The organism is Micromonospora sp. NPDC023956 (assembly GCF_040639195.1).
Lineage (GTDB): Bacteria > Actinomycetota > Actinomycetes > Mycobacteriales > Micromonosporaceae > Micromonospora.
This window is the reverse complement of the sequence record NZ_JBEZZN010000004.1, coordinates 64,275-83,793: the sequence shown is the minus strand read 5'-3', so window position 1 is coordinate 83,793 and position 19,519 is coordinate 64,275. Positions and strand designations below refer to the sequence as shown.

Sequence of the window (19,519 nt, the reverse complement as noted above, 5' to 3'; positions counted from 1 at the left end):
GGGTGACCGCTCGTGGCGGCCCAGGCGGTGCCCGCGACTCGGGTCCTGGCGTGCCATCGCGGTCCGTGGCACAGCCGACGTGCGGGAGCACGCCTCCCGGTGGGGCAGCGGATGGGCGCCACCCAGCGCGGATCGTCGTCCCGCGTGCCGGGTCAGGGGGTCAGTCCGAACTGTCTCACCTGCTGGGCCCCGTGCACGTCGCCGCGCTGCTCGAGGACGTCCGCGAGGTGCCGGGCCGCCCCGTGGTCGCCCCGGTCGACCCAGGAGCGCAGCTCGTCGGCGTCACCACGGGCGATCAACATGTTGACCAACACCCATCGGGCCACGTCGTCGCCGGCGTCGGCACGGGTCCGCAGCTCGTCGAGGTCGCCCCGCGCGCCCAGCGCCCTGGCCAGCTCGGTAGCGGCCCGGTCGTCACCCGAGTCGGCACGGGCGCGCAACTCGCCCAGGTCGCCCCGGGCGACCAGCACCCTGGTCAGCTCGACGGCGGCCCGATCGTCACCGGCGTCCGCCCGGGACCGCAGACCCTCCCGATCGCCCCGCGCGACCAGCAGCTCGACCAGCTGTGTCCGGGCCGTCCGGTCACCGGCGTCGGCGAGGGCACCCAGGCCGTCAAGGTCGTCGCGCGCCGCCAGCACCTCGACCAACTCCCACCGGGCATCGTCGTCACCCGACTCGGCGCGGGCCCGCAAGCCGTCCAGGTCACCCCGCGCGACCAACGCCCTGACCAACTCCCTACCGGCCCGGTCGTCACCGGCGTCCGCCCGGGACCGCAACTCGGCCAGGTCACCCCGCGCGACCAACGCCCTGACCGCCTCCCCAGCGGTCCCGTCGGCACGCGCGGGGCCGTCGGGGTCGTCCCGGGCCGTCAGCACCTGGGCCAGCCACCACCGGGCGTTGTAGTCACCCGACTCGGCCCGGGTCCGCAAACCGTCCCGATCGCCTCGCGCCACCAGCACCCTGACCAACTCCGTCGCGGCCCGATCGTCACCGGCGTCCGCCCGGGACCGCAGACCCTCCAGGTCACCCCGCCTGACCAGCACCTCGGCCAACCGCCCCCGGGCCGCCCCGTCACCGGCGTCGGCACGGGTGCGTAGCCCGTCCAGGTCACCCCGCGCCACCAGCACCTCGGCCAACCGCGTCTGGGCCTCGCGGTCACCGGCCTCCGCGGACACCCGCAGGCTCTCCACGTCGCCCCGCCTGACCAGCAGTTCGGCCACCCGCCACCGCACCTCGCGGTCACCCGACCCGGCGCGAACACGCAGGTCCTCCAGGTCACCCCGCGCGACCAACACCGTGACCAACTCCGCGACCGCCCGGTCGTCACCGGCGTCCGCCCGGGACCGTAAACCCTCCAGGTCGCCCCGTCCGACCAGTGCCCTGGACAGTTCGGCGGCGGCCCGGGAGTCCCCGGCGTCCGCCCGGAACCGTAGGCCCTCCAGGTCACCCCGTGCCGCCAGCATCTCGGCCAACCGCCATCGGGCCACCCGGTCACCGGCCTCCGCCAACGCGCGCAATCCCTCGAGGTCGCCCCGGGCGGCCAACACCTCGACCAACCGCCACCGGGCCCCGTCGTCGCCGGAGTCGGCCTGGTCCCGCAGGAACTCCAGGTGCTCCGGGGTGGCGAGCAGGTCGGCGAGGTGGTCCGCCGAGGAGTCTCTGCCGGCGGCTGCCGCGCGCTGGAGTAGCGGGATCGCGTAGCGGTGGAGCAGGCGGCTGCGGGCGCTCCGGGCGAGACGTGCGGCGTCGTCCGGGTCGGTGACGTGTTCGAGGAGCGCGTCCCAGGTCACTGCGGGGATCCGCTGGTCGCGTCGGCTCTCGGTGAGGCGCTGGAGCAGGTAGTCGGCGACGTCGTAGCCGACCACGCTGCGACGGGCCGGGTCGGGAATCGTCAGGAGCGGGGCGGTGGACCGGTCGGTGGGACCGGTACGGCGGCTCAGTTCGCGGATCGCGTCGGTAGCCCAGTCGTCGTCCGGCGAGACGGTACCGGGATGGCCCCGGGCGGCGGCGGCGAGAAGCTCGATGGTCAGTGGCGCCTGGACCCCGAGGCGGCGGGCATCGACTGCGGCGTACAGGATGGCCTGCTGGCCCGGGGTGCCCTGTTCGTAGCGGCGCATGATCTCGGGAGCACCGGCGAGCACCTCGGTCACGGTGAAGTGGCGGTCGGCCACCGCTACGGCGAGCCGGGGGTCGGCGGCGGCCAGTGCGGCTGCGGCAGCACGTTCCCCGGGGCTGAAGCCACCGAGGGTCACCGTACGACAGAGTCGGTGGTCCAGCACGTCCAGCGCCCGGGGATGCCGGGGGTGTTGCTGGTGCGTCACCGGATCCGTGTCGATCGCGCGCAGGGCCTGGGCGTGCTCCGGCCACATGGTCCCGAGGATCACCACCGGTGTGGGCCGGTCGAGGAGCAACCGGACGGTCTCGGCCGTGATCGGGGTGGAGCCGGGGGCGAGGTGGGGGCCGTCGAGGAAACGGTGTAGTTCGTCGAGCCAGACGACCAGCGGTGGAAGCTCGAAACCTGCGGTGGCGGTCAGGTTGAGCAGGTCTCCGTCGCCGAGGGCCGGCGCGAGGACCGCCCAGCCGTCCAGGACCGTCCGCGCGGTCTCGTAGAGCAACCGGGTCTTGCCCGTCGAGGAGTCGCCCACCACCACCAGGAAGCCACCCGATCGCCGCGCCTGCGTGAGGAAGCTCCGTACCCGGGGTTCCTGATCTCGCGCGACCCAGGTCGGTAGGACCGGGTCCAGAGCCTCCCGGCCGGTTCCGGTGGCGGCGTCGGCGTCGGCGTCGGCTGCACGATCGCGCCGGGGCCTCCGGAACGAGCGACCACCGTCGGCCTCGCGGACCGGTGGCGCAGGGTGCGGCGGCAACTCGATCGCCTGGTGGACCCGGAGCGCCAGGGCCAGGCTCGTCCCCTCCCCGAAACGGCGGAGACCGCCCTGGGGGCCCAGGTGTGCCTCGAGCCGGTCCCGGGCTACCCGGTCCCGCTGTTCCCGGCCGCCGGCCCCGGAGGCCGCCACCTCGGGGGCCGTGGAGCCCTGCGGCGCGCCGGCCCTGCGCGTCTGTCGGATCGACACGACCAGTCCCGCGACGCTCACCAGCAGCCCGACGGACGTCATCAGCATGCTCAGCACGCTCGCCTGTTGGTCCTGCTCGCCGAGCGGCCGGCGGAAGAACGCCGCGACACCGGGAGTCACCTGCCACAGCAACAGCCCGGTCAGGGCGAGGAGGACCACCACGGACATGACTCGGACGAGGTGCCACCGACGGCGTCCCGCCGTCTGATCGCGCCACGGGGAGATCCGGCCCGGATCCGCTGTGGTCCGGCGTGTCCGCCGCCCGTGCTGACGCAATCCGCCTCCCGGCCCGCCTCGCGGAAGCCGGATACCTGTCCGCCCGCCGCGCCAAAAAGCATAGCCCTGGCGTACGGGGTGGACGTCCCGACGTGCGGTCCCGACGACATGTGGAGGGTGCGGACCCACCGTGCGGTGCGTCCCGGCGGGACCGACAGTCCTTGCAGGTCGCCTGCATCCATCTCGGCCAGCAGTGATGTATGTGCATGCGTTGACAGGCGCTGCAACACGCTCGTAACCTTTCAGCAAGTTTCAGGTGCTGCTGCAAGAAGGCGGCACCAAGGTTTCCCTGGCGCGTCCCCCGTCCCCCGCACCCCCGTCAGGAGTACAGGATGCTTCGACGTCGACGCCGCTCGGCGCTGCTGGCCGTGGGCCTGCTCGCCGGCCTGCTCGCACCGGTCACCGTGGCGGCTCCCCCGGCCGCCGCCGCCCCCACCGGCACCAAGAAGGTCATCGCCAATCTCTTCGAGTGGAACTGGCCCTCGGTGGCCAGCGAGTGCACCAGCACCCTCGGCCCCAAGGGCTACGGCTACGTCCAGGTCTCGCCCCCGCAGGAGCACGTGCGGGGCAACCAGTGGTGGCTGGCGTACCAGCCGGTCAGCTACCGCATCGAGTCGCGCAAGGGCACCCGCGCGCAGTTCCAGTCCATGGTGAACACCTGCCACGCCGCCGGGGTCAAGGTGATCGTGGACGCGGTCGTCAACCACATGTCCGGCCAGGACGCCGGCGGCACCGGCTGGGCCGGCTCGTCGTACCAGCACTACACCTACCCGGGCATCTACCAGTCGCAGGACTTCCACTACTGCGGGCGCAACGGCAACAACGACATCGCCAACTACGGCGACCGGTACGAGGTACAGAACTGCGAACTGGTCAACCTGGCCGACCTGAAGACCGAGTCGGACTACGTCCGGACGCGGATCGCCGGGTACCTCAACGACCTGCTCTCCCTCGGCGTGGACGGCTTCCGGATGGACGCCAGCAAGCACATGCCGGCCGCCGACATCGCCGCGATCAGGGGCAAGCTCTCCCGCTCGGCGTACATCGTGCAGGAGGTCATCTACGGGGCGGGTGAGCCGATCCAACCCGGCGAGTACACCGGCAACGGCGACGTGCACGAGTTCCGCTACGGCAAGGACCTGGCCCGGGTGTTCCGCTCCGAGCGGCTGGCGTACCTGAAGAACTTCGGCGAGGGCTGGGGCCACCTGCCCAGCGGCGTCTCGTCGGTCTTCGTCGACAACCACGACACCCAGCGGGACGTCGGCGGCGTGCTGACGTACAAGGACCGGGGCAGCTACGCGCTGGCCAACGCCTTCATGCTGGCCTGGCCGTACGGGTCGCCGACGGTGATGTCGAGCTACACCTTCACCAACCGCGACGCCGGTCCGCCCTCGGACGGCAGCAACAAGACCCTGAACACCACCTGCTACTCCGGCTGGGAGTGCGAGCACCGCTGGCCGGTCATCGCCAACATGGTCGGCTTCCGCAACGCCACCGAGGGCGCCGGAGTCTCCAACTGGTGGGACAACGGCTACCAGCACATCGCGTTCAGCCGGACCGGCAAGGGCTTCGTCACCATCAACGACGAGGACTTCGCGGTCAACGGCCGGTCCTACCAGACCGGTCTGCCGGCCGGCCGGTACTGCGACGTCGTCCACGGCACCTTCAGCAACGGCTCGTGCAGCGGCCCGGTGGTCACCGTCGACGCCGGCGGCTGGTTCGTCGGGAACGTCCCGGCCCACGACGCGATCGCCCTCCACGTCGGCGCCCGGTTGGCGTAGCACCGTCCGGCACGCCCGAACGGCACGGTGAGGCCGCACCGGGAGGTGAGCGGGCAACCGCGCGGCGGGGTACGGGGTGGGGAGGGCGTATGCCACACCCCGTACCCCCCGGGTGTAGGCAGGCGGGGTGCAGGGTACCTCGCGCCCTACCCCGTACCCCGTGCCGAGGAGGACCCCATGACCGTCGTACTCGCCATCGTCTGCCGTGACGGGGTGGTGATCGGCGCGGACTCCCAGATCACGGAGAGCGACCGGGGTCTGAGCTTTCCCGCCCAGAAGCTGCACCCGCTGGGCTCGCGCGCCGCCTGGGGCGGTAGCGGCGCACGAGGGGTGCTCAACGACCTGCGCCCCATCCTCCAGGACTCGGCCACCGCCATCCTCGAAGCGCCCGACATCGGCGACGAGCTACAGGAACGCGTCCTGCCGATCCTGAAGAAGCACTACGAGAACTACATCCCGGACGTGCCCGGCGAGGGCAGCGGCGGCGGGGTGTCGGCGTACCTGCTCGCAGCGGGTTACCGCCAGGACGGGCCGTGGATCGTCGAGATCAACCCCAACGGCCTCATCGGCCGCTACGAGGACGTGGGCTTCCACGCCATCGGCTCCGGCGCGCCCATGGCCCAGCAGGCCGGCGCGCTGCTGTCCCACTTCCGCATGATCACGCGGCCCGTCGAGTACGGCGTGGTGGGTGTCGTGCGGGTGCTGGAGGCGCTGGAGCGGACCTCGCCGTCGGTCGGCCGGCCGTTCAGCGTCGCGTGCATCCGCGAGGAGGGCGCCCACCATCTCGACGACAAGGAGATCGCGAAGGCCCTGAAGGACGCCCAGCGCTGGCGCGACCTCGAGCAGGAAGCGCTCGACCGGCTGTTCGACTGAGCGACCGACCCCGAGTGGGTGTTCGACGACGACCGGCATGGTCGCCACCCGACGGGGTATCAAGCGTGCCATGAGGGCGAGTTTCCGGCTCGGCCGGGTGGCCGGCGTGCCCGTCGGCGTCAACTGGAGCGTGCTGGTCATCTTCGCGCTGATCGCCTGGGCGCTGGCCGCACGGCAGTTCCCCCGCGCCTACCCCGGGGAGCCGGTCTGGGCGTACGTGCTCGCCGGCCTGGCCGCGGCGGTGGTCTTCTTCGTCGGCCTGCTCGCCCACGAGGTCGCCCACGCGGTAGTGGCCAAACGTAACGGACTGGAGGTCGAGGGCATCACCCTCTGGCTCTTCGGCGGCGTCTCCGAGCTGAAGGGCGAAGCGCCGACCCCGGGCGCGGAGCTGCGTATCGCCGGTGTCGGACCCCTGGTCAGCCTGATCATCGGCGTCCTCTTCGGCGGCGGCGCGGTCACGCTCGCCCTCGCCGGGCAGCGCGGGCTCCTGGTGGGCGCGCTCTCCTGGCTGGCCGGGATCAACCTCCTGCTCGCCATCTTCAACGTGCTGCCGGCCGCCCCGCTCGACGGCGGGCGGCTGCTGCGCGCGGCCGTCTGGAAGGCCACCGGCGACCGGACCCGCGCCTCGGTGGTGGCTGCCCGCGCCGGCTGGGTGCTGGGCGTGCTGCTGATCGGACTGGGCCTCTGGCAGTTCCTGGTCGGGGCCGGCATCGGCGGGCTCTGGCTGGTGCTGATCGGCTGGTTCCTGATCGGGGCCGCGACCATGGAGGAACGGCAGGCCCGGCTCGGCTCGGCGCTGCACGGCGTACGGGTCGCCGACGTGATGACCCCGCAACCGCAGACCGCCTCGGCGGGGATGACCGTCGGCGACTTCGTCGACCACTACCTCTTCGCGTACCGGCACTCGGCCCTGCCCCTGACCGAGGACGGGCGGCCGATCGGCCTGGTCACCGTGGACCGGGTCCGGCACGTCCCGGCCGACCGGCGGGGCTCGACCACCCTCGCCGAGGTGGCCTGCCGGGCCGACGAGCTGGTGTTGGCCCGGCCGGAGGAACAGTTGACCGACCTGCTCCCCCGGCTCAGCGAGTGCGCGGACGGCCGGGCGCTCGTGGTGATCGACGGCCACCTGGTCGGCATCGTCTCCCCCAGCGACATCAGCCGGGCGGTGCAGCGCAGCAGCATGCGCCAGCAGCTCGCCGCCCAACGGTGACGGGTGGGGGCGGGCCGGGCGGGTCTGGGCTGGTCGGGCGGGGTGGGGTGGAACCGGCCGGGCGGGCCGGGCCGGCGGGACTTCAGCCGGCGCGGGTGGCGTGCCGGCCGGGGTGGCGGTCCAGCCACCACTGCGCGGCCAGCAGCGGCAGCGTCCACCCGAGCCAGGCGGTCGCCCCGGCGACGACCCAGCTCACCAGCTTCTCGTCGCCGTGGAAGGTGGTCTCCAGCTGCGGGCTCAGCAACAGGAAGAAGACCACGCCCCAGATCCGGTTCGTGATGATCGAGACGGTCAGCGCGAAGCTGCGGATCATCCACCGGCGGTGGTCGACGAACCGGTGCTGCCGGGCCCGCCGCCAACCGACGATCGTGCAGATCAGCCAGAGGGGTGCCAGCAGCACACCGCTGACCCGGGCCACCGGCCCGAACGGGGTCACCGCGCCGAGATAGAAGCCGATCACCCCGGCCGGCAGCACCCCGGCGAAGACGTAGACCCGGCCGATCCGGCGGTGGGCGGCCGGGAAGCGCCGCCGGAACCACGGCCACACCTGGAACCAGCAGGCCAGCGTGGCCACCGAGGCGAAGAGGACGTGCGCGACCAGCAGCGGGTGGTAGAGCGGCACCCCCTCCGGCGGCGTGATCCGCGACTGCTCCGGGTCGAGGCTCAGGTACGGCGGCAGGGAGAACGCCACGAACACCACCAGCACCACCCCCAGCGGTGCCATCCAGGGGCGACGCCACCACCGGCGGGTTGGCTCCCCACCCCTCCCGGCGGTCGGCCGACGGCTGCCCGGGTCCGGTCCGGACGGCGTCGGGACGGCGGGCGGGGCGGTCTGGGTCGTACCGGTGTCGGCCACGGCGGGCTCCTCGTCGACAGGGGACAGTGCGCTGCCGCCGAGGGTGACCGGCCTTCCTGACCGGCTCCGCACCGGACGCTGACCGGCACCGCCGCCGACGGTCAGCCGCATCGGTCGCCATGGTCGGCGGGCGGACCGCCCGGATCAGCCGCGGAGCAGGTCCCGCAGGGCGGAGCGGCCCCGGCTGTGGCCGAGCGCGGCACCCCGGGCGAAGGCGACGGCGTAGCCGTCCTCGCCGAGTGCCGCCCGCGCCCCGTCCACCGCCCACGCCACGTCCCGGCTGGCGGTGACCGGCAGGCCACGTACCGCGGTGGCCACACCGAGCAGCCAGGCGGCCCGCTCGGGGGCACCGTCGTCGAGCACCGCCCCGGCCAGGCCCTCGGCCGCGTCGGCGATGTCCGGCCCGTTGTGCTGACGCAGGGCCGCGTCGAGCGCCTCCCGGTGCCGGCGGCGGGCCTCGTCGGGATCGCCGGCGGCCTGCGCCACCCGGCCCAGCGCGGTCAACGCGGCGACCCGGACCTCGGCGCCCGTCCAGTCCTCCGAGATCCGGGTGAGCGCATCCGCCTGCCGGCGGCGGGCCTCCGCCAGGTCGCCGGTCAACCGGGCCACCTCGCCGAGGCCCCAGGCGACCTGGGCCGCCGTCGCCGACATGCCGCCACGGCGGGCGAGGTCGGCGGCGTGTGCGTACTCGACGCGGGCGGCGTCGGCGTCACCGGTGCGCAGCAGCCGCTCGGCCCGCCGGCAGTGCAGGTCCGCCACCTCCTCGTACGCGTCGAGTTGCCGGACCAGGCCCAGGGCCTCGTCGCGCAGGGCCAGGCACTCGTCGTCCGCGCCGCGCCAGGCGGCGATGGTCGCCAGCCCGTCCAGCGCCTGCGACACGCCCCACCGGTCCCCGACCGACCGGAACCCCGTCAGCGCCTGCCGCAGCTCCGACTCGGCCGTGTCGACGATCCCCCGATGCCGAGCCGCAGCTCGGTCAGGCGTACGACCTGGGCGGCGGCGAACGGCGCGGCGGCCACGTCGGCGAGCGGCTCGCCCCGCCAGAGCGTGAGCGCCTCGCCGAGCAGGGCGACCGCCCGGCCCGGAGCACCGCCGTCGCGCAGCTGCCGACCCGTCCGGGCGAGCCGGGTGGCCCGGTGCACGTCGACGTCCTCCGGGTCGACGCCGAGCCGGTACCCGGCCGGGTGCGCCTCGACGGTCGGGGCGGCACCGGCGACGCGCAACACCCGGCGGAGCCGGGAGACCTGGGACTGCAACGCGTTCGTCGCGCCGGCCGGCGGGCGGTCGCCGTACAGGCCGTCGATCAGCCGGTCCGTACCGACCACCCGATCGGCGTCGAGCAGGAGCAGGGCGAGCAGCGCCCGCACCTGCCGTCCGCCCAGGGGCACGGGCATCCCGTCCACGGTACGCGCCTCGACCGGACCCAGGATGCCGAAGAACACGGCCCCGATTCTGACGTACCCGGTCCCGGGCTCCGGCGGCGTCACCCGGCCTCAGCGCGGGAGATAGCGGTCCAGCAGCTCGTTGCGGAACTTCCCGGTCGGGTCGGCGGCGACGGTCGCGGCGACCGCGTCGGCGAGGCGGGGATACGCGGCGGCCACCGCCGCCGGGGCGATCCCGAAGACCTTCCCCCAGTGCGGACGGGGCGTGAACGGGGCCAGCCGCTCCTCGACGGCGGCCACCACCGGGGCGACCGCCCCGGCATCGGCCACCCAGGTGAAGTGGATCGACAGGGTGTCCCGCTCGTACTGGGGGCTCAGCCAGAGCCGGTCGGCGGCCACCGTCCGCAGCTCGCAGATCTGCACCACCGGGGCGATCCGGTCGCGGACGCCGTCCAGCGCGGCCAGCGCCTCGGCCGCCGTCTCCCTCGGCAGGTGGTACTCCGACTGCAACTCCTCGCCGCTGCTCGGGGTGAAGCCCGGCCGGAAGTGCGGTAGCCGCTCGTGCCAGGGGCCGGGCACCCCGAGCTGCCCGGTGCAGGTGTCGCCGGGCAGGCCCGGCACCGGGTGCCGGGGCGTGTCGGCCGCCGTCGCGCCGAGCCACCGGACCGGTGGCGGCTGCTGGTCGACCACCTGCTTGCGCCACACCTGGTCGAACCCGGTGCCCCGCCAGGTGGTGAAGAGGCTCACGCTGTACGCCGAGGCGAGCGCCTCGTCCATCGCCTCGCGGGGCAGGCCCAGGTGGACGTACTGGCGGACCTCGAAGGTCGGCACCAGGGCCAGGGTGAGGCGGGTGACCACCCCGTACGCCCCCAGGCCGACCACGATGCCGGGGAAGCGCCCGTCGGTGGCGTCCACCCGGACCAGATCGCCCTCGGCGGTGACCAGCTCCACGGCGACGACCGAGGTGGCCAGGTTGCCGTTGCGTTCACCGGAGCCGTGGGTGGCGGTGGCGACCGCCCCGGCGACGGAGATGTGTGGCAGGGAGGCGAGGTTCGGCAGGGCGTACCCCTGCTCGTGCAGACGTGCCGCGACCTCGCCGTAGCGGAGCCCGGCCGACACGGTGGCGGTGCCGGCGGCCCGGTCGATCGCGACGGTGGACGGCAGGCCGTCCACCGCGACCAGGTCGCCGGTGGTGTCGGCGAGCCGGTTGAAGGAGTGCCGGCTGCCGACCGCCCGGATCCGCCGGCTCGCCGCCACCAGGTCCCGCAGCTCGTCGACGGAGGTGGGCCGGTGCCGGCGGACCGCCGACCAGGTGACGTTGCCGGCCCAGTTCCGGGTCGGCACCCCGGCCTCCGGTACGGCCTGCCCGTCGTCTGCCATGACCTCTCCCCTCGGTCGTCGGCGGGCCCGCGTCACCGGGCCCTCGGCGGCACGCCCACGTCAGCGGCCCCGGCGGCGCGTGCCGGCGCGGGTGCCGGCGGCGTCTCCCGGCCGGCCCGGGTGCCACGTCGGGACCGTCACCTGCGGAACCGTCGCCTGCGGTGCCGCCGTCTGCCGGGACGAATCAGACCTGCGGCATGACCTCGGCGGCGACCAGGTCCAGGTGGTCGAGGTCGGCCAGGTCCAGCAGCTGGAGGTAGATCCGCTGGCTGCCGACGCCCGCGTACCGGCCGATCTTGTCGACGATCTCGGCGGGCGAGCCGGCGAGGCCGTTCTCCCGCAGCTCGTCCGGGTCACGGCCGATCGCCTCCGCCCGCCGCCGGACCTCCGCGTCGTTCCGGCCGCAGCACAGCACCAGCGCGTTGGACCAGCACAGCTCCGCCGGGTCCCGGCCGATTGCCGCGCAGGCGTCGCGGACCCGGCCGAACTGCGCGGCCGTGTCGTCGACCGCGACGAAGGGCAGGTTGAACTCGTCGGCGAAGCGGGCGGCGAGCCGGGGCGTCCGCTTCGCGCCCATCCCGCCCACCAGGACGGGCGGCCGGGGCGACTGCACCGGCTTCGGCAGGGCCGGGGAGTCGGTGAGGGTGTAGTGCCGGCCGGAGAAGTCGAAGGTCTTTCCCGCCGGGGTCTGCCACAGGCCGGTGATGATGGCGAGCTGCTCCTCGAGCCGGTCGAAGCGCTCGGCGAGCGGCGGGAACGGGATGCCGTACGCCCGGTGCTCCGCCTCGAACCAGCCGGTGCCGACACCGAACTCGATCCGACCACCGCTCATCGCGTCCACCTGGGCCACGGTGATGGCGAGCGGACCGGGCAGCCGGAAGGTGGCGGCGGTCATCAGCGTGCCGAGCCGGATCCGGCTGGTCTCCCGGGCCAGTCCCGCGAGGGTCGTCCAGGCGTCCGTGGGCCCCGGCTCCCCGCTCGCCTCGCCCATCATCAGGTAGTGGTCGGAGCGGAAGAACGCGCCGTAGCCGGCGTCCTCCGCAGCGCGCGCCACGGCGAGCAACTGGTCGTAGCTGGCCCCCTGCTGGGGTTCGGTGAAGACGCGCAGTTCCATGAGCCGAGCATAGGGAACCGGCCGCGGTACGGCGCGCGCACGGACGAGGCCCGGTGGGCGGGCGCCGGGACCGCGCCCGCCCACCGGTGTCACGACGACGTCCTCGCCGGTTGGAACGTCCGCAGTCGCAGGCTGTTGGAGACCACGAAAACCGAGGAGAGCGCCATGGCCGCACCGGCGATCATCGGATTGAGCATGCCCACCATGGCCAGTGGCAGGGCGCAGAGGTTGTAGGCGAACGCCCAGAAGAGGTTGCCCTTGATCACCCGGAGGGTGCCCCGGGAGAGGTGCAGGGCGTCCACCACCGCGAGCAGGTCCTCCCGGACCAGGGTCAGGTCCGAGGCCTCGATGGCCACGTCGGTGCCGCTGCCCATCGCGATCCCCAGGTCCGCCTGGGCCAGCGCCGCCGCGTCGTTGACCCCGTCACCGACCATGGCGACCGTCCGCCCCTCGGCCTGCAACTCCTTGATGATCTGGACCTTCTCGGCGGGCAGCACGTCGGCGATGACGTCGTCGATGCCGACCTCCGCGGCCACCGCCCGAGCCACCTTCTCGTTGTCCCCGGTGAGCAGCACCGGCACCAGACGGAGGGCCTTCAACTCGGCGACCGCCCGGGCGCTGGTCTCCCGGACCGTGTCGGCCACCACGAAGACGCCCCGGACCACACCCGCCCAGCCGACCAGTACGGCGGTGCGACCGGCCGCCTCGGCCGCCTGTCGTGCCTGGTCGAGCGCCGCCGGGATCTCCAGTCCGGCCTCGGTGAGCAGCCGGGACCGCCCGACGAGGGTCGGCCGGTCGGCGACGGTGCCCCGGACCCCGAGCCCCGGCAGGTCGGCGAAGTCGGTGACCGGCAGCAACCGCTCGCCGGCTCCGGCTCCGGCTCCGGCTCCGGCTCCGGCTCCGGCTCCGGCCACGATCGCGCGGGCCACCGGGTGATCCGACGCCGACTCCAGCGATGCGGCGACCCGCAGCACCTCGTCCCGGTCGGCGTCGCCGACGACCACCTCCAACAGGCTCATCCGGCCGGTGGTGACGGTGCCGGTCTTGTCCAGCACGACGGTGTCCACCTGCCGGCTGTTCTCCAGGATGTGCGGTCCCTTGATCAGCACCCCCAGCTGGGCGCCCCGGTTCGTCCCGACCAGCAGGGCGGTCGGGGTGGCCAGACCCAGCGCGCACGGGCAGGCGATGATCAGGACGGCCACCGCGAAGGCGAAGGACGGCGAGCCCATCCCGGTACCGAGCCAGAAGCCCAGCGTCCCGACGGCGAGCCCGATCACCACCGGTACGAACACGCCGGCCACCTGGTCGGCCAGTCGCTGCACCGGCGCCTTGCCCGACTGCGCCTCCTCGACGAGCTTGGCCATCTGGGCGAGCTGCGTCTCGGCACCGACCCGGGTGGCGCGTACCACCAGCCGCCCGCTGCGGTTGACCGTCGCCCCGGCGACCTCGTCGCCCGGCGCGACCTCGACCGGCACGGACTCCCCGGTGAGCATCGACACGTCGACGGTGCCGTTGCCCTCCTCGACCACCCCGTCGGTGGCGATCTTCTCACCGGGACGGACCACGAACCGGTTTCCCACCACCACCCGGTCGATGGGCAGCCGGACCTCCACCCCGTTCTGGAGGACGGAGGCCTCCTTCGCGCCCATCTGGAGCAGGGCGCGCAGCGCGTCCCCGGCGCGGCGCTTCGCCCGCGCCTCGAAGTACCGGCCGCTGAGGATGAACATGGTGACCCCGGCGGCGACCTCCAGGTAGATGCTGGCCGCCCCGTCGGTCTGCGACACGCTGAGCGAGAACTCGTGCCGCATACCCGGGGTGCCGGCGACGCCCAGGAAGAGCGCCCAGACCGACCAGCCGAACGCGGCCAGCGTCCCCAGCGAGACGAGGGTGTCCATGCTCGCCGCGCCGTGGCGCAGGTTGACGAAGGCCGCGCGGTGCATCGGCCAGCCGCCGTACACCACGACGGGGGCGGCCAGGGTCAGCGACAGCCACTGCCAGTAGGTGAACTGCCAGGCGGGCACCATGGCCAGCGCGATCACCGGAACGGAGAGCGCGATCGACACCAGCAGCCGCTTCCGCAGTTCGTCCAGCGGGTCGGCCGGCGCGACGCCGCGTTCCACCTCCTCCGGCGGAGGCGGGACCTCGGCGGTGTAACCGGTCTTCACCACGGTGGCGATGAGGTCCGCCGGGGTGAGTTCGTCGGGGAACGCCACGCTGGCCTTCTCGGTCGCGTAGTTCACCGTGGCGTGGACCCCGGGCATCCGGTTGAGCTTCTTCTCGATCCGACTCGCGCACGCCGCGCAGGTCATACCGCCGATCACCAGGTCGATCCGGTTGGTCGCCGGGGACACCTCGGGGGGCGTGGCGACGCTCATCGCGCCACCCCCACCGGCGGTCCGGCCACGGCCGGCGCGGCGGACACCCGGTCGACCTGCCCGGCCGACATCATCATGTCGTGCCCCTCGCCGCTCTCCGCCGGTGAGCCGATCGGACCGATGAGCCGGCCGATGATCAGCATCACCGCGAAGACCACGAGCAGGACGAACAGGTAGGTGCCGAGTCGCCAGATCGCGTTCATGACAGGTCCTCTCCGGGAGAGCCGCCGGGACCGGCCGCCGGCCGGCGGCCGGGGTGCGGCGGGCCGCCCCCGTCACCGACGGCGCCCGCGTCCGTGGGCGGGGTCCGCCCGCCGCCGGGCGGCGCGGCGACGGCCGCCCTCCGGTCCGGACAGAAATTCATGTTCCTCACTCCAGCCCAGCGGGCTCCGGTGGCCGGGCCGTACCGGCCCTGCCACATCCCAGCCGATCCCGACGACACCGCTCCCCCGACCATTTACCGTTTAGTCCCTAACCGATTATCCGCAGCTCGGCCCCGGTTTCGGCGTCGCGTACGCCGATCGCGCTGACCGGGCAGAGTTCCGCTGCCGCGACGACCAACGCGTCGCCCTCCGGAACCACCTCCTCCACCGGCTCCGACCACCCGTCCACCAACCGGAAGTGGCTGGGCGCGGTGGCCAGACACATCCCCGAGCCGATGCACGAGGAATCGACCTCCACCTTCCACCGTCGACCGGTCATCGCCGCTCCCTCTACCACTCGACGGGCAGTGCCGACGGGCACCGCGCGATCAGGCCGGGCTTCCACGGCACCTCGTCGGCGGGAACCGCCAACCGGAGCCCCGGGAAACGCCCGAGGAGTCCCTCCAGGACGAGTTGGATCTCCAGTCTCGCGATCGACGCGCCGAGACAGTGGTGCGCACCGTGACCGAATCCCAGGTGCGGGTTGTTCGAGCGAGCCAGGTCGATCTCCTCCGGGTTCTCGAAGATCCGCTCGTCCCGGTCCGCCGACGCCCGCTGGAAGACCACGGTCTCGCCGGCCCGAATGGTGACCCCGGCGATCTCCACGTCCTCGACCGCCACCCGGGGGAAGCTGCCCACGGAGCGGAGCGGAATGATCCGCAACATCTCCTCGATGGCACTGGGCACCAGGCGCGGGTCGTCCCGCAGTTGGGCCCAGAGTTCCGGTTGGGCCAACAGCAGGTAGAGCACATTCGCGATCATGCTGAGTGACGTCTCGTGGCCCGCCATCAGGATGCCGATGCCGGTGCGCAGCATCTCCGTCTCGCTCAGCCGGTCCTTCCGCTCGAACGCCTCGAGCAGCGTGGTGACCAGGTCCTCCCTGGGCTCGCGCCGACGCTGGTCGGCGAGTTCACCCAGGTACGCCTCCAGCTCGTTGCGCGACCGCTCGATCTCCTCCGGCGGCGCGCCGCTGGTGGCCACGAAGATGTCGGAGAACTGCCGGAACCGGTCCCGGTCCTCGTAGGAGATGCCGAACAGTTCGCAGATCATGGTCACCGGCACCGGAACGGCGAGGTACTCGACCGCGTCGACCGGGGCGCCGTGCTTCGCCATCGCGTCGAGCTGTTCGTGCACCACCTCCTTGATCCGCGGTGCGAGAGCGTCGATCCGTCGCTTGGTGAACGCGCCCGCGACGACCCGCCTGATCCGGGTGTGCTCGGGCGGATCCATCGAGAGCAGGTTCCCCTTGCGCAGGGGCAGCGGGGTCACCCGGGCGGTTTCCGGCTCGGTCGCCTGCAACGAGCTGAATCGACGGTCGGCGAGGAACTGCTTCAACTCGGTGTAGCCCGTGATCAACCACGCGTCGCCCCCGTAGGGCATGCGGACCCGGGCGATCGGTTCGGTGCGGCGCAGTTCCGCGTAACGGGGGTGGAGATCGAGCTTGTTAACCGGCCCGAAAGGGTAGGTGGGCACTTCCGTGGTGTTTTCGGCCGTCATCGTACCCCTCTAGCAGCAATCAGCGTGATCGACTCGCGTCGACCCCGGCGGGAACGAGGACGAACGCGATTGCCGGTGGCCGGTCAGCGTCGACCAGGTCGCGGGCCGGAGCCTCCGTCCGACCTGCATCCGCACGTCCCCAGGTACGGCAGCAACATACCAGTAACATCGACGACCATCCCAGGTTAACGGCCCTGAGAGCGAGATTGCCGACACACCTGTCCAATCATCGTGAACTATATGTCGCAATGCCGTTAGCAGCGACTTTGACCCATTGTGCCGATGTTTCGGTTGCCTCTGTCGACGATTCGCGGGCATGCTCGACACGTCCGCGACAACGCGGACGTCGACCCGGTTAATCGCGGCGTTACATCTGACTCACCCGGGCCGCGTCGGCCGGCTTGCAGCTCCAGTGACAGGACCGGCTGGGGCAGACGCACAGCGGGCGGGTGTTCAACAGCGCCCGGCCGGTGTCCGCGTCCGTGTCGATCCGGCCCTCGACCCCGAAGACGGTACGGAGGACCTCGGGGGTGAGGGTGTTCTCGGCCGCGCCGGTCGCCACCACCCGCCCCTCCTGGAGCACGACGACCGAGTCCGCGTAGGTCGCCGCGAGATCGAGGCTGTGCAGCGCCGCCACGGTGGTCACCCCGAGACCCCGGACCAGCTCCATCAACTCCAGTTGGTGACGGATGTCGAGGTGGTTGGTCGGCTCGTCGAGCACGAGCAGTTGCGGCTCCTGCGCGAGGGCGCGGGCGAGCAGGACCCGCTGCCGTTCGCCGCCGGACAACTGCCCGACCCGGCGGTGCGCCAGGTCCACCAACCCGGTCTGTTCGAGAGCCTGCTCCACCACCTGCCGGTCGACGCTGCGGAAGCGGTCGAACGTGCCCAGGTGCGGCGAGCGCCCCAGGCAGACCGTCTCGAAGACGGTGAACTCGAATCCGGAGTGCTGCTCCTGGGCCAGCACGCCGGTGCACCGGGCCGCCTCCGCCGCGGTCATCTTCCAGACGTCGCGGCCACCGACCAGCACCGTCCCGGCGTCGGGCCGGTACGCCCGGTAGACCGTGCGCAGCAGGGAACTCTTGCCACTGCCGTTCGGCCCCACGAGCGCGGTGAAGTCACCCGTCCGGGTGGAGAGGCTCACCTCGCTGAGGATCCGCCGGCCGCCCCGCGTCACCGACACCCCGTCGACGGACAGGTCCATCACATCTCCTCTCCGGCCAGGCCCCGGGCCCGCATCACCAGCAGGAAGAACGGCACGCCCAGGAAGGCGGTGAGGATGCCGATCGGCAGTTCCGTCGGCGAGATCAGCATCCGGGCGGCGACGTCCGACCAGATGAGGAAGAGCGCCCCCAGCGTGACGGTCACCGGCAGCATCCGCTGGTGGTCGGCCCCGACCAGCATGCGGGCCAGGTGCGGCACGATCAGACCGACGAACCCGATCCCGCCGGATACGGCGACCACGGTGCCGGTCAGGAGCGTGACCAGGATCAGCAGCTGACGCCGCAGGACGGTGGCGGAGACCCCGAGCGCCGCGCAGGCCTCCTCGCCCAGCACGAGGACGTTCAGCCGGCGGCTGACCAGTATCAGCAGCGCCGTGCCCACCAGCACCACCACCGCGGGAACGACCAGCGACTCCCACCGCGCGCCGGAGAGGCCGCCGAGCAACCAGAAGATGATCTGCTGCTGGACCGCCGCGCTCTCCGACCGGGTCAGCAGGAAGGAGGTCACCCCGCCGAGCAGGTGCGCGCAGGCCACCCCCACGAGTACCAGCCGCAGGGGCAGCAGCCGGCCGTGCTGCCGCGCCAGGGACAGCACCACGGCCATGGCGGCCGCCGCGCCGAGGAAGGCCGCCGTGGGCAGCGTCAGGGCACCCAGTACGGCCAGCCCCGTGGTCAGCACGACCACCGCGCCGACCGACGCGCCCGAGGACAACCCGAGGAGGTACGGGTCGGCGATCGGGTTGCGGACCACGCTCTGCACCACCGCACCGGAGAGCGCGAGGCCCGCGCCGACCACCGCGCCGAGCAGCACCCGGGGGAACCGGATCCGCCAGACGATCAGATCCGACGTCGACGCGCTGTCGCCACCGCCGGTGAGGTGGTGCAGGAGGATCCGGCCCACCTCGTCGGGGGGCACCCGGACCGGCCCGATCCCGGTCGCCGCGACCAGCGACACCAGCAGCAGCACGACCAGTCCGCCGAGCACCACGGCGTACGGCACGCGTTCCGGGCGACGGCTGACCCGCCGCCCGGACGCGGTGCCGGGGACGGCGCGGGTCTCCGCGACGGTCACGGCCGCTCCGTCCAGAGCCCGGCCGCGAGCTGCTCCAGGCCCTCCAGGTTCAGTGGTGTGGGGAAGGAGACCAGGAACTGCGACGTGCCGACGACCCTCCCCTGTCGGACCGCGCTCGTGTTGGCCAGCAGCGGGTTCGCCTTCACCTGCCGCAGCAGTTCCTCGCCCTTCACCTTGGCGAACGGATAGTCACTGATCACCCAGATGACCTGCGGATCCCGCTTGAGCACCTCCTCCGGTGAGACGTCCGCGTGCATCGACGTCACGTCGGTGAAGGCGTTCTGACCCCCCGCCGCCTCGATGAGGGCGTGGGCGATCGTCACCGTGCCCGAGGTCTTCAGCGGCTGCCCGGCCACCGGGTTGTCCTGGAGGATCAGCACCCGCGGCTTGTCCGAGCCCCGTTTCGCGGCCACGGCCTGCTCCCGGGCGCGCAGTTCGCCGATCACCTGCTCGGCCCGCTCCTCCACCTGGAACACCCGGCCGAGCCGGGTGAGGAAGTCGTACGTCGAGGAGAGGCTCGCCGGCCCGCCGTTCTTCTCGTCGCCCAGGCAGGCGGAGAGGCCCTTGGCCTTCATCGTCTCCAGGTCGGCGTCGCTGGGGCTGCCGGGCGCCTGGCCGAAGCTCGAGAAACCGGTCAGCACGAGTTCCGGGGTCGCGGCGGCCACCACCTCGGTGGTCGCCACGGTCCGCCCGAGCACCGGCAGCTTCTCCAACTCGCCGCGGTAGGGCTGCTGGTCGGCGCCGAAGGGGGCGGGGTAACCCGTTCCCACGATCCGGTCGGTCAGTCCGAGCCTCGCCATCGCCTGCGCGGCGTAGCCGTCCACCGTGACCACCCGCCGGGGCGACGCCGGCACGGCCAGGTCCCTGCCCTGACAGTCCTTGATGGTCACCGTGGCGGTCGCCTTGGTGTCGGCGTCCGGGCTGGCGCCGCCGCAACCGGCCAGCACCACCGCGCCGCTCATCATGACGGCCAGCCAGGGGGCGGTC

The 19,519-nt window shown here is 72.9% G+C and carries 16 protein-coding genes; 3 read left to right on the top strand and 13 right to left on the bottom strand.

All coding sequences use genetic code 11. The features are described 5' to 3' along the window. Nucleotides 1–152: 152 nt before the first annotated feature. A complete protein-coding gene (locus tag AB0F58_RS09995) occupies nucleotides 153–3,242 on the bottom strand; it encodes a hypothetical protein (RefSeq protein WP_357140677.1) in 3,090 nt (1,029 codons plus the stop codon). Between the two features lie 440 nt (nucleotides 3,243–3,682). Here AB0F58_RS09995 and AB0F58_RS09990 point away from each other — a divergent pair, with 440 nt between their 5' ends. The 3 genes from AB0F58_RS09990 (at nucleotide 3,683) to AB0F58_RS09980 (ending at nucleotide 7,214) form a co-directional block, all read left to right on the top strand. Next, nucleotides 3,683–5,131, top strand: coding sequence for an alpha-amylase family glycosyl hydrolase (locus AB0F58_RS09990; RefSeq protein WP_357140675.1), 1,449 nt, complete (start codon nucleotides 3,683–3,685; stop codon nucleotides 5,129–5,131). Nucleotides 5,132–5,308: 177 nt separating this feature from the next. Then, complete coding sequence (locus AB0F58_RS09985; RefSeq protein ID WP_357140672.1) at nucleotides 5,309–6,004, top strand: proteasome protein; 696 nt, start codon at nucleotides 5,309–5,311, stop codon at nucleotides 6,002–6,004. A gap of 70 nt (nucleotides 6,005–6,074) precedes the next feature. Next, complete coding sequence (locus AB0F58_RS09980) at nucleotides 6,075–7,214, top strand: site-2 protease family protein (RefSeq protein WP_357140670.1); 1,140 nt, start codon at nucleotides 6,075–6,077, stop codon at nucleotides 7,212–7,214. A gap of 82 nt (nucleotides 7,215–7,296) precedes the next feature. On the opposite strand, the gene AB0F58_RS09975 is transcribed toward AB0F58_RS09980, so the two are convergent. The 12 genes from AB0F58_RS09975 to AB0F58_RS09920 form a co-directional block, all read right to left on the bottom strand. After that, nucleotides 7,297–7,938 carry a DUF2306 domain-containing protein gene (locus AB0F58_RS09975; RefSeq protein ID WP_357140667.1) on the bottom strand — a complete coding sequence of 214 codons (642 nt, stop codon included), beginning with the start codon at nucleotides 7,936–7,938 and terminating at the stop codon, nucleotides 7,297–7,299. A gap of 276 nt (nucleotides 7,939–8,214) precedes the next feature. After that, the gene (locus AB0F58_RS09970) at nucleotides 8,215–8,949 is read right to left on the bottom strand and encodes a tetratricopeptide repeat protein (RefSeq protein WP_357140664.1); all 735 of its coding nucleotides are present in this window, start codon (nucleotides 8,947–8,949) and stop codon (nucleotides 8,215–8,217) included. A gap of 32 nt (nucleotides 8,950–8,981) precedes the next feature. Then, the gene (locus AB0F58_RS09965) at nucleotides 8,982–9,512 is read right to left on the bottom strand and encodes a BTAD domain-containing putative transcriptional regulator (protein WP_357140661.1); all 531 of its coding nucleotides are present in this window, start codon (nucleotides 9,510–9,512) and stop codon (nucleotides 8,982–8,984) included. 51 nt (nucleotides 9,513–9,563) lie between these two features. Then, entirely contained in the window at nucleotides 9,564–10,832 is a 1,269-nt protein-coding gene (locus tag AB0F58_RS09960; RefSeq protein WP_357140658.1) for an FAD-binding protein, read from the bottom strand. 184 nt (nucleotides 10,833–11,016) lie between these two features. Further along, the gene (locus tag AB0F58_RS09955; protein ID WP_357140655.1) at nucleotides 11,017–11,946 is read right to left on the bottom strand and encodes an LLM class F420-dependent oxidoreductase; all 930 of its coding nucleotides are present in this window, start codon (nucleotides 11,944–11,946) and stop codon (nucleotides 11,017–11,019) included. 89 nt (nucleotides 11,947–12,035) lie between these two features. After that, nucleotides 12,036–14,321, bottom strand: a complete 2,286-nt coding sequence (locus AB0F58_RS09950; protein ID WP_357140652.1) for a heavy metal translocating P-type ATPase — start codon at nucleotides 14,319–14,321, stop codon at nucleotides 12,036–12,038. Continuing rightward, on the bottom strand, nucleotides 14,318–14,524 hold the full coding sequence (locus tag AB0F58_RS09945) for a hypothetical protein (protein ID WP_357140649.1): 207 nt from the start codon (nucleotides 14,522–14,524) through the stop codon (nucleotides 14,318–14,320). The genes AB0F58_RS09950 and AB0F58_RS09945 overlap by 4 nt, the downstream gene beginning before the upstream one ends. Before the next feature lie 268 nt (nucleotides 14,525–14,792). Further along, nucleotides 14,793–15,023: a ferredoxin gene (locus AB0F58_RS09940; RefSeq protein ID WP_357140646.1), complete on the bottom strand. Its 231-nt coding sequence runs from the start codon at nucleotides 15,021–15,023 to the stop codon at nucleotides 14,793–14,795. Nucleotides 15,024–15,034: 11 nt separating this feature from the next. Further along, the gene (locus AB0F58_RS09935) at nucleotides 15,035–16,216 is read right to left on the bottom strand and encodes a cytochrome P450 (RefSeq protein WP_357140643.1); all 1,182 of its coding nucleotides are present in this window, start codon (nucleotides 16,214–16,216) and stop codon (nucleotides 15,035–15,037) included. A 391-nt stretch (nucleotides 16,217–16,607) separates the two neighbouring features. After that, complete coding sequence (locus AB0F58_RS09930; RefSeq protein ID WP_357140640.1) at nucleotides 16,608–17,441, bottom strand: ABC transporter ATP-binding protein; 834 nt, start codon at nucleotides 17,439–17,441, stop codon at nucleotides 16,608–16,610. Next, complete coding sequence (locus AB0F58_RS09925; RefSeq protein WP_357140637.1) at nucleotides 17,441–18,532, bottom strand: iron ABC transporter permease; 1,092 nt, start codon at nucleotides 18,530–18,532, stop codon at nucleotides 17,441–17,443. Before AB0F58_RS09925 ends, AB0F58_RS09930 begins: the two co-directional genes overlap by 1 nt. Continuing rightward, nucleotides 18,529–19,497 carry an ABC transporter substrate-binding protein gene (locus AB0F58_RS09920; RefSeq protein WP_357140634.1) on the bottom strand — a complete coding sequence of 323 codons (969 nt, stop codon included), beginning with the start codon at nucleotides 19,495–19,497 and terminating at the stop codon, nucleotides 18,529–18,531. The genes AB0F58_RS09925 and AB0F58_RS09920 overlap by 4 nt, the downstream gene beginning before the upstream one ends. Nucleotides 19,498–19,519 lie beyond the last annotated feature (22 nt).

What these genes read in the sequence shown, in the direction of transcription:
- AB0F58_RS09945 (WP_357140649.1), bottom strand. Translation starts at nt 14,524, where the DNA reads ATGAACGCGATCTGGCGACTCGGCACCTACCTGTTCGTCCTGCTCGTG.
- AB0F58_RS09920 (WP_357140634.1), bottom strand. Translation starts at nt 19,497, where the DNA reads ATGATGAGCGGCGCGGTGGTGCTGGCCGGTTGCGGCGGCGCCAGCCCG.
- AB0F58_RS09980 (WP_357140670.1), top strand. Translation starts at nt 6,075, where the DNA reads ATGAGGGCGAGTTTCCGGCTCGGCCGGGTGGCCGGCGTGCCCGTCGGC.
- AB0F58_RS09985 (WP_357140672.1), top strand. Translation starts at nt 5,309, where the DNA reads ATGACCGTCGTACTCGCCATCGTCTGCCGTGACGGGGTGGTGATCGGC.
- AB0F58_RS09940 (WP_357140646.1), bottom strand. Translation starts at nt 15,023, where the DNA reads ATGACCGGTCGACGGTGGAAGGTGGAGGTCGATTCCTCGTGCATCGGC.
- AB0F58_RS09975 (WP_357140667.1), bottom strand. Translation starts at nt 7,938, where the DNA reads ATGGCACCGCTGGGGGTGGTGCTGGTGGTGTTCGTGGCGTTCTCCCTG.
- AB0F58_RS09950 (WP_357140652.1), bottom strand. Translation starts at nt 14,321, where the DNA reads ATGAGCGTCGCCACGCCCCCCGAGGTGTCCCCGGCGACCAACCGGATC.
- AB0F58_RS09995 (WP_357140677.1), bottom strand. Translation starts at nt 3,242, where the DNA reads ATGTCCGTGGTGGTCCTCCTCGCCCTGACCGGGCTGTTGCTGTGGCAG.
- AB0F58_RS09955 (WP_357140655.1), bottom strand. Translation starts at nt 11,946, where the DNA reads ATGGAACTGCGCGTCTTCACCGAACCCCAGCAGGGGGCCAGCTACGAC.
- AB0F58_RS09990 (WP_357140675.1), top strand. Translation starts at nt 3,683, where the DNA reads ATGCTTCGACGTCGACGCCGCTCGGCGCTGCTGGCCGTGGGCCTGCTC.
- AB0F58_RS09960 (WP_357140658.1), bottom strand. Translation starts at nt 10,832, where the DNA reads ATGGCAGACGACGGGCAGGCCGTACCGGAGGCCGGGGTGCCGACCCGG.
- AB0F58_RS09930 (WP_357140640.1), bottom strand. Translation starts at nt 17,441, where the DNA reads ATGGACCTGTCCGTCGACGGGGTGTCGGTGACGCGGGGCGGCCGGCGG.